The following is a 12,886-nucleotide window of genomic DNA, read 5'->3' on the forward strand; positions in this document are numbered from 1 at the left end:
TCATCTATATGCAGGCGTCCGGCTGTTCAGAACGCAGAGAATCAAGTTGCGCGCGGCTTTTGAAAGCCGCGCGCGGATCACTTTTTAAAATTTATAGCCAAGCTCGGTGGAAATTGCCGTCCGGGTCGCCAGGATTTCGGCGGAAAGCTCCTCAACCCGCGCGTCGGTCATCCGGGCGAGCGGAGCCGAGATGCTCAGCGCGGCCCGCCCGCGGCCGGTGTAGTCGAGGATCGCGGCGCCGATGCAGCGCACGCCGAGCTCGTTTTCCTCGTTGTCAAGCGCGTAGCCGCAGCGCCGGATGGTGTCGAGCTCCCGGAAGAGCGAACCCAAATCCACAATGGTGTGTTCGGTGTAGGGCTTCACGTCGCTCTTCTCCCAGATGCGGATGACCTCGTCGTCGGTCATGGTGGCCATGATGCTTTTGCCCACCGCGGTACAGTACATCGGGCGGCGCATGCCGATGCGGGAGAACATGCGGATGGAGGACTGCTTGCTTTCCGCCTTGTGGATGTAGACGATGTCGGCGCCCTCGCGCACCACGAGGTGGATGGCTTCCTGAGTGTGATTCCTGAGCTGCTCGATGTGGGGTTTGGCGATTTCGAGCACATCGATGTTGTCCACAACCCGGCCGGACAGCTCAAACAGTTTGAGCGTCAGCCGGTAACGGTTTGAGCTTTCGTCCTTGCGCACATAGCCGAGCGAGATGAGCGCGGAAAGCAGGCGGTGGACCGTGCTTTTATGCAAACCGGACGCGGTGGAGAGCTCCATGAGGAGCATGCCGTCCGGATTGAGGGAGAGCCGTTCGATGAGATCGAAGGCGCGGTCGAGGGATTGCACCGGGCTTTGATTTTCCATGGCGGTCCTTTCTGCCTGCGGGAAGGGGATCAATCCGAGGCGGTTTCATAATGTGGTACTCAGTTTCATGGTTTATCTTTAATTGTATCCATAACGCAAAAAAAAGCAAGGTTTTTTGGCGAAATTTTTAGCAGGAATTTTTTAAAAAAACCCTTGCATTGCGGGACAGAATCGGTATAATAAAAGTATCGACCGCAATGCGGAACCGAGTTTCGTATTGTGAAACTAGCGACGTAATGATTTTATGAGGTGAAGAGTAATGAACGAAATCCTGAAGAAGCTTTCCCAGATCGGTATCGTTCCTGTCATCAAGATCGACGATGTCGAAAAAGCGGTTCCGCTTGCCAAAGCCCTCAAAGAGGGCGGCCTGCCCTGCGCCGAGGTCACTTTCCGCACCGCGCAGGGTGAGGAAGCAATCCGCCGCATCGCGAAGGAAGTCCCGGACGTCCTCGTCGGCGCCGGCACCGTCCTGACCACCGAGCAGGTTGATCGCGCGATCGCCGCCGGTGCGAAATTCATCGTTTCCCCGGGCCTCAACCCGAAGGTTGTCGCCTACTGCATCGAGAAGGGCATCCCGGTAACCCCCGGCTGCGCCAATCCTTCCGATATTGAAGCCGCCATCGAGCTCGGCCTTGACGTGGTCAAGTTCTTCCCGGCGGAGCAGGCGGGCGGCCTTGCCTACATCAAGGCGATTTCCGCCCCGTATCCGAACCTCAAGTTCATGCCGACCGGCGGTGTCAACGAGAAAAATCTCGGCGACTACCTCGGTTTTGAAAAGATCCTCTGCTGCGGCGGCAGCTGGATGGTTAAGGCCGACCTCATCAACGACGGAAAATTCGATGAGATCACCCGCCTCGCCAAACAGGCCGTCCATGTGATGCTCGGCTTTGAGCTGGCTCATATCGGCATCAACGCCGCCAACGAAGCGGAAGCGGTTGAGACCGCCAAACTTTTTGAGGCAATGTTCGGCTTTGCCGCCAAGGTTGGCAATTCCTCGGTCTTTGCCGACAAGTATGTCGAGGTCATGAAGACCCCATATCTCGGCAAAAACGGCCACATCGCAATTGCGACCAACCATATCTCCCGCGCTGTCGCCTATCTCGAAAGCCGCGGCTTTGCGTTCGATGAGAGCACCGCGAAGAAGGATGCGAAGGGCAACCTTGCCGCTATCTACTTCAAGAACGAAATCGCGGGCTTTGCGGTTCACCTTGTCCAGAAGAAGAAATAAGCAGATTGCAAGAGCAAGAATGATCATAGGAGGATTACAAAATGGGTAAAATTATTACATTTGGTGAAATCATGCTCCGGCTGGCTCCGGAAGGCTACTATAGATTCGTTCAGGCGCAGACCCTCGGCGCAACCTACGGCGGCGGCGAAGCAAACGTCGCGGTTTCTCTGGCAAACTTCGGCCTCGATGTGGCGTTTGTCACAAAGCTTCCGAAGCACGAGATTGGACAGGCGGCTGTCAACAAGCTGCGCGAGTTCGGCGTCGACACCTCGAAGATTGTCCGCGGCGGCAACCGTGTCGGCATCTACTTCCTTGAAAAGGGCGCTTCCCAGCGTCCGTCCAAAGTCGTCTACGACCGCGCCGGTTCCGCGATTGCGACCGCGTCCAAGGAGGACTTCAACTGGGATCAGATCTTTGAAGGCGTCGAGTGGTTCCACTTCACCGGCATCACCCCGGCGCTGGGCCAGAATGTCGCCGACATCTGCCTGGACGCCTGCAAAGCCGCGAAAGCGAAAGGTATCACCATCTCCTGCGACCTCAACTACCGCAAGAACCTCTGGACCCGCGAGCAGGCCGGCAAAACCATGGCCGAGCTGGTCAAATTCGTGGATGTCTGCATCGCGAACGAAGAGGATGCCAAAGACGTTTTCGGCATTGAAGCTGCCAACACCGATATCTATGGCGGCAAACTGAACCATGAAGGCTACAAGGACGTCGCTAAGAAGCTGGCTGATACCTTCGGTTTCCAGAAGGTCGCCATCACCCTGCGCACCTCCATCTCGGCCAGCGAGAACAACTGGGCCGGTATGCTGTTTGACGGCAAGGACTACTATTTCTCCAAAGAATACAACATGAAGATCGTCGACCGCGTCGGCGGCGGCGACAGCTTCGGCGCAGGCCTCATCTACAGCTGCCTGCAGGGCTTCGATTCCCAGAAGACCATCGAGTTCGCGGTTGCGGCTTCCTGCCTGAAGCACACGATCGAAGGCGACCTGAACATGGTTTCGGTCGACGAGGTTGCGAAGCTGGCTGGCGGCGACGGTTCCGGCCGTGTTCAGAGATAATTACCGTTTACCCTTCACCATTTTCTTATAACCCACTTTAAACCAATGGGAGCCGCCGCGTGGCCAAGCACGCGGCGGCTCCCATTGAATATTCCAGGCATTTGCTTCAGACAAAAAATATGGCCGTCCCTTGGGGACGGCCATCTATAGAAAGCTTTACTTTTGGTCCCGCCGGTCAATCTCCGCCCAGACGAGGTATCCGCCCCCCACAATGAGGCTAAGGGCGCTCAAGACGAGCAGCGGGGTTCCCACATATTCCAGTCCTGCCGCAAACAGGGCCGCATTCCAGGAGGAGACGCCCGACATAAAGATTGCCGCTGCAAGATATCGTGTCGAAAACAGGATTGCCGCAATCAGGCAGAAAACAGAACCTGTCCCTCTTTTCCCCATAACATGCCCCTTTCGTTTTAGCCAGCGCGTCCATTCACTTCCCACCGACTGGAGCCCCGGAAAGATCCGCCAAGTTGACGCGCAGGCCGGATCATCAAAATACCAGCTGCACAAGCAGCATATAACAGATCGTGCCGCCCGCGATCGAAAGCAGCATCTGCCTTTTCCACAGGTGCAATACGACCACTGCCGTGATGGAAATCAGCTCGGGCAGCCCATGGCTGCCTGTGAGGAAGCTGACATTTTTCAGGCAGTAGACCACCAGCATTCCAAAGATAGCGGAGGGCAGTGCTTTGCCGAGGTACTGCACATATTTGGGGGTGGGACGCTTAGGCGAGAAGATCAGGAACGGCAGAAAACGGGTCGCCATCGTCCCCAGCACGCAGAGCGCCACCGTTATGATTTCCTGTGTCAGCGTCACAACAGACCACCCGCCTTTTCAACCGGCTTGCGCAGAACCGTTAGAAAGCACAGGATGCAGGCCATGGTTGGCAGCATGAAGGAGTCTGCCCCGAACAGCAATAGGCAGGCCGCCGAGGCCAGCACGCCGACCAGCGCGGTGTAGTGCTTTTTTTCTTTGAGCCACTGCTCCAGGAATATGACCACGAACATTGCGGTCATGACAAAATCCAGCCCTTCGGTGTTGAAGGTGATAAGCGAACCCAACAGGCCGCCGATTGTGGAACCGGAAAACCAGTAAAACTGGTTGAGCAGCGTGACAAAAAACATAAACCAGCCCTTGTCCACATCTTCGGGAATCTCGGCCGAATAGTTGATGGAAAAGCTCTCGTCGCACATTCCGAAGATCAGATAGGGTTTTTTCCAGCCGGTTCCCTTGAACTTTTCCAGCATGGAAATTCCGTAAAACAGGTGCCGTGCCTGGATCATCAGGGCCATGATCAGCGTCTGTACCGGCGCGAAGGGACTGAGCAGCATCGCCACCGCCACAAATTCCAGCGACCCGCCGAAAATCGTCAGGCTCATCAGCATGGGATACCAGAAGCTGAAGCCGGATACGTTCATATAGATCCCATAGGTCATCCCCAAAAACCAAAAGCCCGCAAAAATCGGTATGGTATAGGGAAACGCCGCTTTCAAAGCCTTTTTCATGACAGTTTTGTTCTGCATCGGATGGATTCTTCTCCCTCGAAAGTTTCCCCGCCGCGCGAGCGTGGGACCCGCTTTCAAAATTCAACATGTACTATATCATAGCACAGCATTTTTGCGCAGGCAAGCGTCAATTTAAACAGGAACCGCGCGAAAGCGGGATGGCTTTCGCGCGGTTCCTGTTTTGCCGCTATTCATCCACAAAGCGGTAACCCACCCCGACTTCGGTGAGGATATAGCGCGGGCGGGTGGTATCCTTTTCGATCTTGCGGCGGATGCCGGCCATAAAGACCCGCAGCGACTGGAAATCTTCGGTATATTCGTAGCCCCAGATTTCCTTGCTGATGAACCGGTGAGTAAGCACCTTGCCGCGGTTGCGGATCAGCAGGGTGAGCAGCCGGTATTCGATGGGGGTCAGATGGATTTCATTGCCTTCGACATAGACTTTGCGGCGTTCGAAATCGACCTTCAGGGTGTCGAGCACGAAGATTTCATCCTTTTCCGGCCGCGGGGCGTGCTTTCGCAGCGCCACCCGGATGCGTGCGAGCAGCTCGCCGACCGCGAACGGCTTGGTGACATAGTCGTCGGCGCCCATGTCGAGCGCGGCGACCTTTTCAGATTCCTGACCGCGCGCCGAGATCACGATGACCGGTACGCCGGAATGCTGACGGATCTGCTGAAGCACAGCGGTACCGTCGATGTCCGGGAGCCCTAGGTCAAGCAGGACGAGGCAGGGCGCGGCGGTATAGTAGGCGGAAAGCGCATCGAGCCCGGTGACAGCGGAGATGGATTCGTAACCATTCGTTTTAAGCAGTGCGGTGAGGACGTTCAGGATGCTCTTATCATCCTCGACAATGAGAATGGGGGACATTGTGTTCACTCCTTTGCGGCCGCCTGCAGCGGCAGGTCGAACTGGAAGGTGGCGCCGCCTTCGTTATTGTTGAACCCGCGGATTACACCGCCATGCGCCTCTACGATCGACTGGCAGATGGAGAGCCCCAGCCCAATCCCGCGGTGGGAATCCGACTGATCGGTCTGCGAGCCGACAAAACTTTCGAAGATGTGCCCGAGCAGTTCGGGCTTGATGCCGCCGCCGTTGTCACGCACTTCGAAACGGGCCTTGCCTTCCGGAAGGCGTGTGACCGAGACAAGGATTCTGCTGCCCTCCCGGGTGTGTTTGGCGGCGTTGTCCAAAAGGTTGGTCAGCACGCCGATGATGAGTTTTCCGTCCATCGGTACGAGCAGCACTTCGTCCGGCATGGTCATCTCGACGCTGCGCCCGCCGAGAAAATGTGAAATACGGTTATAGGCTTCGGTAAGTATGTCATCGACCACTTCGTTGTTTTTTTTGATGACCAGCTTTCCGTCCTGGATACGGGTCATGTTCAAAAGGTTCTCGACCAGGTTGTTGAGCCATCCGGCGTCGTTTACAATATCACCCAGGAAACCTAGGATGGTGCCCTTGTCGAGGCTGTCGAAACTGTTGATCATGAAGCTCGCGCTGCCGGCGATGCCGGTGAGCGGCGTGCGCAGGTCGTGGGAGATCGAACGCAGGAGGTTGCTGCGCAGCTTCTCCTTTTCGACCTCGAGCCGGGCGTGTTCCTTTTCGGTGGTGAGCAGTTCGCGTTCGAGTGCCAGCGCCATCTGGGAGATAATGGTGCCCACTGCCATCTGGCCCCGCGCGTCGAGCGATCCGCCGGAACAATCCACCTCCACCGTCCCAAAAACCCGCGCCCCACTTTTGATGGGAAGGTATTCACGTTTTTCCGGAAATTCGTGGTCGTTTTGCGGTTCGGGCTCGTCCAGATGGATGGTGCAGCGGTTGGGCAGCAGGCGGCGCATGCTTTCCTGGGTGTGGCGGACGATCTCCCCACGGGTGGAAAGGTTCAGATATCCGCTGCTGATTTCATAAAGGCACCGCGCCAGTTTTTCATTTTCGCTGGAAAGCCGCACCTCCCGCTGCAGCCGCAGAGTGAGGGTTCCCACAATGAGGCAGACCGCCAGAAAGATTGCGAAGGTGATCATATAATCCTTGTCGCTGACCCGGAGCGTATAAATGGGGTCGGTGAAGAGGAAATTACAGGTAAAGACGCCGAGCAGCGAGGCGACAAGCCCCCAGAGATATCCGCGCGTCAGGATAATGACCAGCACCACACCGGTGAGATAGACCATCAGGATATTTTCCTGTTGGACTCCGAAATGGGAAAACAGACAGGAAATGAGGGTGGCGCCGGTCAAAATCAGAAACAGCTGCAACAGGCTGACCCAAATGGGCTGTTTTTTCAATCCATCACCTTCCTTATATATTGGACATCCCTATTATACTTGAATTTTGATGGAACGCACATTAAATTTATGTTAATACCTCCATGTGCATGGCTGTATGCGCGGAAAAGCCACTGCCAATGGCCGCGCCGCGTTGGAGTGCCCCGCGCCGCGCGTGAAAATACCGGTCCGCGTCCAGTCTACCATATCGGGCGCTCCGCGGCAAGGCTGGGCATGCGACCGCACGGCGGCTCTTTTCGGGGGGTGCCGCCGGGTGATTTTGCTTGTTTCGGACAAATAAATGTGGTATGATAAATTGGTCAAAAATGATAAATACAGTTGTGTGTTATCCGCGCACAACTTCTGAGGAGTTGGGAACCATGAATTACATCAGCACCAGGGACAGCGGCTATGCAGTCAGCTCCGCGCAGGCGATTGTCGCGGGGCTCGCGCCGGACGGCGGTCTGTTTTTGCCGGAAACGCTTCCCGAATATACGGCCGGGGAGCTTGAGACGCTCACCAAATCGGGTTATACCGCCCGTGCCACCAGCATCCTGAGCCGTTTTTTGCCGGACTTTACACGTGAGGAGCTTCACCAGTATGTCTGCCGCGCCTACGCGCCGGAAAAGTTCCCTCCCAAGGCGGTGGCACCGGTGGTCCCGCTCGATGAAAACGCCAGCATCCTGGAACTTTTCCACGGCCCGACCTGCGCGTTCAAGGATTTCGCCCTGCAGCTTCTGCCTTTTTTGCTCACCGCGTCGCTTCAGAAGACCGGCGAGGATAAGACGGTTGTGATCCTGGTCGCAACCTCGGGCGATACCGGAAAGGCCGCGCTCGAAGGCTTTGCAGATGTGGAAGGCACAAAAATCTGCGTATTCTATCCGGACGGAGGCACCAGCAACATTCAGCGGCTGCAGATGACCACCCAGCAGGGCAATAATGTCATGGTGTTTGCGGCAAAGGGCAACTTTGACGATGCGCAAAACGGCGTCAAACGCATCTTCACCGACCAGGATTTTGCGTCCCTGCTCGCGGAAAAGGGCTTTGTGCTTTCCTCCGCCAATTCGATCAACTGGGGACGCCTCGTGCCGCAGGTTGCCTACTATTTTTCCGCCTACTGCGACCTGGTGAACGCGGGCCGCATCAAGCTCGGCGACAAGATCAACGTCGTCGTGCCGACCGGTAATTTTGGCAACATTCTGGCCGCCTATTTTGCGAAACACTGCGGATTGCCAGTTGGAAAGCTGATCTGTGCGTCAAACAAAAACAATGTGCTGACCGATTTCATCACGACCGGCACCTATGACCGCAATCGGGACTTTTATGTCACCAGCTCTCCATCGATGGATATTCTGATCTCCTCGAACCTGGAACGGCTTCTTTACCTGCTCTGCGACCGGGACGACGGGAAGCTGAAGGGTTACATGAACGAGCTTTCTGCCACCGGCAAATATACGGTGGACAAAACGATCCTCGAAAAACTTCAGTCAGAATTCGCGGCAGGCTGTGCGGATGACAAACAGACCGCCGAAACGATCGCTTCGGTCTATGAAAAAACCCATTACCTCTGCGACACCCATACCGCGGTTGCGGTGAAGGTCTATCAGGACTATGCCGCCAAAACCGGTGACACCACCCCAACGGTCATCGCTTCGACCGCCAGCCCCTTCAAGTTTGCGGGCAGCGTGCTTCCCGCGATCGGGAAGGCCCCGTCCGGCGGCGATTTCGAGCTTCTGAGGGAGCTGTCCGAGGCTACCGGCCTGCAGGCGCCCGCCGCGCTCGCGGGGCTGCGGGACCGGAAGGAGCGCTTTACCGATGTGGTTGAGCCCGCCAAGATGAAGGACGCGGTCGCCGCCTGGCTCGGCGTGAAATAAGAAACTGCGCGGCAAAGGCCGCGCAGAAAAAAGGATGCGTGACAGAAGATGAAATATGTCGTGATGCTGGGCGACGGCATGGCCGACCGCCCAGTGCCGGAACTCGGGGGGAAGACCCCGTTGGAAGCTGCTGTGAAACCCAATATGGATTTTCTGGCGCAGCATGGGACGGTCGGGATGGTGAAGACCGTCCCGGAAGGGATGCCGCCCGGATCGGATACCGCGAACCTTTCGGTCATGGGCTACGATCCCAAGATTTACTACAGTGGCCGCAGTCCGCTCGAAGCGGTCAGCATGGGCATTCCTCTGGCAGCGGACGATGTGACCTTCCGCTGCAATCTCGTGACTCTTTCGGACGAAGAAAACTATGAGGACACGACCATGCTCGATTATTCGTCGGGGGAAATCAGCACCGCCGAATCGACAGAGCTGATCAATTTTCTGAATGAGCGCTTCAAATCCGAAACAATCAATCTCTATCCTGGTATCAGCTACCGGCATTGCCTGGTTTTAAAACATGCGGAAACAGGCAGCATCTGCACCCCTCCGCATGACATCTCTCTCAAGCCGGTGAAGGAATATCTTCCCCAGGGCCGGTATGGTCATCTGCTTTACGGCATGATGAAGCGTTCCCGCGAACTGCTCAAGGACCACCCGATCAACAAAGCACGTATCGCCGCCGGGAAAAATCCGGCGACGTCCTGCTGGTTCTGGGGCGAGGGAACCCGGCCAGCGCTTTCCTCCTTCGAAGAGAAGTTTGGCGTGAAAGGCGGGGTTATCTCCGCGGTTGACCTCATCAAGGGCATCGCCATCTGCGCGGGGCTCAAAAGCGTCGATGTAGAAGGCGCGACCGGTAATGTCGACACCAATTTTGCAGGGAAGGCACAGGCCGCGCTCGCCCTTTTGCATGATGGTTGTGATTTCGTCTATATTCATGTGGAGGCTCCGGATGAGTGCGGTCACCGGCATGAGGTGGAGAACAAGGTCAAATCGATCGAACTGATCGATCGGGACATCCTTGGACGGCTCATCCCGGCGCTGCAGAAAGAGGGAGAGGATTTTGCGGTTCTGCTTGCCCCGGATCATCCTACGCCGTTGGATATCCGTACTCATTCGAGCGATCCGGTACCTTTTGTACTTTACCGCAGCTATCGGGAATCGGTGCATACCACTCCGCGCTACACCGAAGCGCTGGCCGAAAAAACTGGTGTTTATATCCCGGAAGGCTGCCGTTTGATGGAAGCGCTCATTCAGGAAAAATACATCTAGAATTTTACAAAAACAGTTGACAAGCTATTTTCCCAATGATATAATAATCAAGCACGATTCGTTTGAGTCGTGCTGATATGCGGGTATGGCGGAATTGGCAGACGCGTTAGATTCAGGTTCTAATGGTCGCAAGGCTGTGCAGGTTCAAGTCCTGTTACCCGCACCAACAACACAAAATCCGAACCCAAGGGGTTCGGATTTTGTGCGTTTGATGCACCACTAAAAGGAAAGCTCACAAACTGGCTCTATGAGCCGGATTGTGGGCTTTTTTGTTGTTTGCTTTTCAGGCCGGTTTTGTACATTTAGCGCTTATTTTACGCTTATGGTCTTGTTTTTGTCTAAATTCAAGGCATCCACGACTGTTTCAAAGAACGCGACCCGTGCCGCCGTTGATGAGCAGGAAAGCGTTCAGGTGCCGGAAGGAATGAATATGCGCATTCCGATGCACTCGCAGAACCGGTCAAGCCAGTTTTTGGCGCTGATGGATGAATCGCAGCCTCATCCCAAGAAGTAAACAGAAGATCGCTGTTCACCCATTAGGAGCCTGGCCGCAACCGCTCTGCGACCTGAGATGGCTTCACCAGATGGTATCGTCACAATAAAAAGAGAAATCTTGAGAAGGATTTAAGATGCAGACTGCAGGATGCGGAAAAAGGTTGATTTTATTCGCGGAATTGTTTATAATGTAAAAAGAACATTCGTTCTCAAAAAAGGAGGGGGTTCCGTGATAAGCGAACTCCAGATCATCCCGGGAATTGGAAAGGACATGGAAACCCACCTGACTGGTCTCGGCTACGGTACGGTCGAATCGCTGCGCGGGGCCAATCCACAGGAGATGTATGATCGCGACTGTATCCGCTGCGGCATGCAGCTCGACCGCTGTGTGCTGTATGTCTTCCGATGTGCCGTTTACTATGCGGAAACGGCTGAACCGGAACCGGAAAAATGCAAATGGTGGTATTGGAAGGATCATCAACTGGAACGGGAGGAAAAATGATGGGCGTATTTACAGAATTGGTCAACCGGCGGGAGAGCTGCCGGAACTTTGCGCCGAAGCCGGTGGAAAATGAAAAGCTGCGCGTCATGGTGGAAACCGCGCGGCTTGCGCCGTCCGCCTGCAACAGCCAGCCGTGGAATTTCCTGGTCGTAAACAATCCCGAGCTCTCCCGAAAACTTGCCAAGTGCACACAGGGAATGGGAATGAACCAATTTACCGATAACTGTCCGGCATTCATTGTCGTGAGCGAGTATAAAGCCAACCTTTCCGCAAAGCTGGGGGGACTGGTGAAGGAGCAGCAATACGCGCAGATCGATATCGGGATTGCGGCGGCACACCTTTGTTTTGCAGCGCTTGAACAGGGGCTTTCCACCTGTATTCTTGGATGGTTCAACGAGGAGAAGATCAAGGAGCTTTTCAGCCTGCCAAAGGACAAACGGATACGGCTGGTGGTGGCGGTTGGCTACGCCGAGAATGGACAGCTGCGCCCGAAACGGCGCAAGGATCTGGACGAGATCGCCGCGTTTCTCACGTGAGGAGGAATTGGTATGGGGGAGCTGGCAAAACTGCCGAATATCGGCAAAACGCTGGAACAGCAGCTTTTGGATGCGGGAATTGATTCCCCGGACGAATTGCGCCGTATAGGTAGCCGGGAGGCCTGGCTGCGGATACAGAAGTTTGACCCGTCCGCCTGCCTGCATCGGCTTTCGGCACTTGAAGGCGCGGTTCAGGGTGTGCGAAAAACAGAATTGGACGAAGGCACCAAGGAGGAACTCAAACAATTTTACCGGGAACATAAAACGGAGGAAAGCAGATGAAATTTGAAGGCCCGCTGCTGGCGGTACGCGATCTCGCGGCCTCCCGCAGCTTTTATGAAACGTTGCTTGGGCAGAAATTATGCTATGACTTTGGCGCAAATATCTCGTTTGAAAGCGGACTTTCGCTTCAGACACTGGAAAGCTGGGCCGGATTCTTAAAAAAACCGGCGGAAGAAATCCGCCTCGGCGGCAACGATGCCGAGCTCTATTTTGAGACGGATGATTTCGACGGTTTTCTAATCCGCCTGGAGGAATCGGGCGCCGCGTTGGTACATCCCGTGACCGAATATGACTGGGGGCAGCGGGTTGTGCGGTTTTATGATCCGGACCGGCATATTGTGGAAGTCGGGCAGAGCATGAAATCGGTGGCGCTGCATTTTTGGCGGGAAGGGATGCCGCTTGCCAAAGTTGTGGAGCGCACCCAGCATCCGGACGCGGTTGTGCGTGGTTGGATTGCCGAAGAGCTGAGCCCCTGCGGTGTGGACTGCGCGGGCTGTGGACAGTACCCGGCCGAATGCCCCGGATGCAATGCGATCGAAGGCAAAGTTTACTGGGCGCGGTATATCGGACAGGAGGCCTGTCCGGAATATACATGCCCGGTGAACGAAAAGGGCTTGCGCAGCTGCGGCGAATGCCGGGAGCTGCCCTGCCGCCAATTTTATGAGATGCAGGATCCCTCGGTTTCGGACGAACAGCATCAAAAAGAAATTGAGGAGCGGGTTGCCAGGCTGCGCGACCTCTTCCCTCAAAAATAGGAAAGAAGGAGTCCCATTCCAAAAGGCCCTGTGCAAAAATTTTTGCACAGGGCCTTTTGTGTCCGTTTTATTGGACAATTGATGTGATATTCTTGAGTTACGGTAAGAAAACTACATCAAATTTTCCGACAGAAAGGATGCTGGAAATGGATTACATCATCAAAAACGTCTACAGCCATGTGGAAGTCTACGACCGGTTCGGCAACTTCCAGTTCTCCGCCGACACCGAACAGGAAGCACTGGAAGAATTGAAAGCCGCGGCGT

15 protein-coding genes and 1 tRNA gene are annotated in these 12,886 nt (G+C 55.4%); 10 read left to right on the forward strand and 6 right to left on the reverse strand.

Features of this window, described 5'->3' with window-relative positions:
• Positions 1-84 precede the first annotated feature (84 nt).
• On the reverse strand, positions 85-855 hold the full coding sequence (locus tag BN4275_RS08890; RefSeq protein WP_066456962.1) for an IclR family transcriptional regulator: 771 nt from the start codon (positions 853-855) through the stop codon (positions 85-87).
• Positions 856-1,114: 259 nt separating this feature from the next.
• On the opposite strand from BN4275_RS08890, the gene BN4275_RS08895 reads away from it, so the two are divergent.
• Together BN4275_RS08895 and BN4275_RS08900 are read left to right on the forward strand one after the other, a co-directional pair.
• A complete protein-coding gene (locus BN4275_RS08895; RefSeq protein WP_066456965.1) occupies positions 1,115-2,083 on the forward strand; it encodes a bifunctional 4-hydroxy-2-oxoglutarate aldolase/2-dehydro-3-deoxy-phosphogluconate aldolase in 969 nt (322 codons plus the stop codon).
• A 41-nt stretch (positions 2,084-2,124) separates the two neighbouring features.
• On the forward strand, positions 2,125-3,147 hold the full coding sequence (locus tag BN4275_RS08900) for a sugar kinase (RefSeq protein ID WP_066456975.1): 1,023 nt from the start codon (positions 2,125-2,127) through the stop codon (positions 3,145-3,147).
• Positions 3,148-3,303: 156 nt separating this feature from the next.
• Here the strand turns inward: BN4275_RS08900 and BN4275_RS08905 are convergent, their stop codons facing one another.
• From BN4275_RS08905 to BN4275_RS08925, 5 genes are all read right to left on the reverse strand, one after another.
• Complete coding sequence (locus BN4275_RS08905) at positions 3,304-3,537, reverse strand: hypothetical protein (protein WP_066456977.1); 234 nt, start codon at positions 3,535-3,537, stop codon at positions 3,304-3,306.
• 94 nt (positions 3,538-3,631) lie between these two features.
• Complete coding sequence (locus tag BN4275_RS08910) at positions 3,632-3,958, reverse strand: branched-chain amino acid transporter permease (RefSeq protein WP_079988182.1); 327 nt, start codon at positions 3,956-3,958, stop codon at positions 3,632-3,634.
• Complete coding sequence (locus tag BN4275_RS08915; protein ID WP_066456980.1) at positions 3,955-4,665, reverse strand: AzlC family ABC transporter permease; 711 nt, start codon at positions 4,663-4,665, stop codon at positions 3,955-3,957. The genes BN4275_RS08910 and BN4275_RS08915 overlap by 4 nt, the downstream gene beginning before the upstream one ends.
• Before the next feature lie 169 nt (positions 4,666-4,834).
• A complete protein-coding gene (locus tag BN4275_RS08920; RefSeq protein WP_066456987.1) occupies positions 4,835-5,515 on the reverse strand; it encodes a response regulator in 681 nt (226 codons plus the stop codon).
• A 5-nt stretch (positions 5,516-5,520) separates the two neighbouring features.
• Positions 5,521-6,930, reverse strand: coding sequence for a DUF4118 domain-containing protein (locus tag BN4275_RS08925; protein ID WP_066456989.1), 1,410 nt, complete (start codon positions 6,928-6,930; stop codon positions 5,521-5,523).
• A 359-nt stretch (positions 6,931-7,289) separates the two neighbouring features.
• Here BN4275_RS08925 and thrC point away from each other — a divergent pair, with 359 nt between their 5' ends.
• The 8 genes from thrC to BN4275_RS08965 all read left to right on the forward strand — a co-directional run bounded on the left by thrC (position 7,290) and on the right by BN4275_RS08965 (position 12,622).
• The gene (thrC, locus tag BN4275_RS08930; RefSeq protein WP_066456991.1) at positions 7,290-8,783 is read left to right on the forward strand and encodes a threonine synthase; all 1,494 of its coding nucleotides are present in this window, start codon (positions 7,290-7,292) and stop codon (positions 8,781-8,783) included.
• Positions 8,784-8,831: 48 nt separating this feature from the next.
• On the forward strand, positions 8,832-10,052 hold the full coding sequence (locus BN4275_RS08935) for a cofactor-independent phosphoglycerate mutase (RefSeq protein ID WP_066456993.1): 1,221 nt from the start codon (positions 8,832-8,834) through the stop codon (positions 10,050-10,052).
• Positions 10,053-10,131: 79 nt separating this feature from the next.
• A tRNA-Leu gene (locus BN4275_RS08940) sits at positions 10,132-10,218 on the forward strand.
• Between the two features lie 81 nt (positions 10,219-10,299).
• A complete protein-coding gene (locus BN4275_RS08945) occupies positions 10,300-10,566 on the forward strand; it encodes a hypothetical protein (RefSeq protein WP_066456995.1) in 267 nt (88 codons plus the stop codon).
• 210 nt (positions 10,567-10,776) lie between these two features.
• Positions 10,777-11,049: a helix-hairpin-helix domain-containing protein gene (locus tag BN4275_RS08950; protein ID WP_341423422.1), complete on the forward strand. Its 273-nt coding sequence runs from the start codon at positions 10,777-10,779 to the stop codon at positions 11,047-11,049.
• Entirely contained in the window at positions 11,049-11,585 is a 537-nt protein-coding gene (locus BN4275_RS08955) for a nitroreductase family protein (RefSeq protein WP_066456997.1), read from the forward strand. The genes BN4275_RS08950 and BN4275_RS08955 overlap by 1 nt, the downstream gene beginning before the upstream one ends.
• Before the next feature lie 12 nt (positions 11,586-11,597).
• Complete coding sequence (locus BN4275_RS08960) at positions 11,598-11,867, forward strand: TfoX/Sxy family protein (RefSeq protein WP_066457001.1); 270 nt, start codon at positions 11,598-11,600, stop codon at positions 11,865-11,867.
• Positions 11,864-12,622, forward strand: coding sequence for a VOC family protein (locus tag BN4275_RS08965; RefSeq protein WP_066457004.1), 759 nt, complete (start codon positions 11,864-11,866; stop codon positions 12,620-12,622). The genes BN4275_RS08960 and BN4275_RS08965 overlap by 4 nt, the downstream gene beginning before the upstream one ends.
• Positions 12,623-12,886: the final 264 nt, after the last annotated feature.

Origin of the sequence: Anaerotruncus rubiinfantis, from assembly GCF_900078395.1 — a bacterium.
Classification (GTDB): Bacteria; Bacillota; Clostridia; order Oscillospirales; family Ruminococcaceae; genus Anaerotruncus; species Anaerotruncus rubiinfantis.

What these genes read in the sequence shown, in the direction of transcription:
- BN4275_RS08890 (WP_066456962.1), bottom strand. Translation starts at nt 855, where the DNA reads ATGGAAAATCAAAGCCCGGTGCAATCCCTCGACCGCGCCTTCGATCTC.
- BN4275_RS08895 (WP_066456965.1), top strand. Translation starts at nt 1,115, where the DNA reads ATGAACGAAATCCTGAAGAAGCTTTCCCAGATCGGTATCGTTCCTGTC.
- BN4275_RS08900 (WP_066456975.1), top strand. Translation starts at nt 2,125, where the DNA reads ATGGGTAAAATTATTACATTTGGTGAAATCATGCTCCGGCTGGCTCCG.
- BN4275_RS08905 (WP_066456977.1), bottom strand. Translation starts at nt 3,537, where the DNA reads ATGGGGAAAAGAGGGACAGGTTCTGTTTTCTGCCTGATTGCGGCAATC.
- BN4275_RS08915 (WP_066456980.1), bottom strand. Translation starts at nt 4,665, where the DNA reads ATGCAGAACAAAACTGTCATGAAAAAGGCTTTGAAAGCGGCGTTTCCC.
- BN4275_RS08920 (WP_066456987.1), bottom strand. Translation starts at nt 5,515, where the DNA reads ATGTCCCCCATTCTCATTGTCGAGGATGATAAGAGCATCCTGAACGTC.
- thrC (WP_066456991.1), top strand. Translation starts at nt 7,290, where the DNA reads ATGAATTACATCAGCACCAGGGACAGCGGCTATGCAGTCAGCTCCGCG.
- BN4275_RS08935 (WP_066456993.1), top strand. Translation starts at nt 8,832, where the DNA reads ATGAAATATGTCGTGATGCTGGGCGACGGCATGGCCGACCGCCCAGTG.
- BN4275_RS08945 (WP_066456995.1), top strand. Translation starts at nt 10,300, where the DNA reads ATGAGCCGGATTGTGGGCTTTTTTGTTGTTTGCTTTTCAGGCCGGTTT.
- BN4275_RS08955 (WP_066456997.1), top strand. Translation starts at nt 11,049, where the DNA reads ATGGGCGTATTTACAGAATTGGTCAACCGGCGGGAGAGCTGCCGGAAC.
- BN4275_RS08960 (WP_066457001.1), top strand. Translation starts at nt 11,598, where the DNA reads ATGGGGGAGCTGGCAAAACTGCCGAATATCGGCAAAACGCTGGAACAG.
- BN4275_RS08965 (WP_066457004.1), top strand. Translation starts at nt 11,864, where the DNA reads ATGAAATTTGAAGGCCCGCTGCTGGCGGTACGCGATCTCGCGGCCTCC.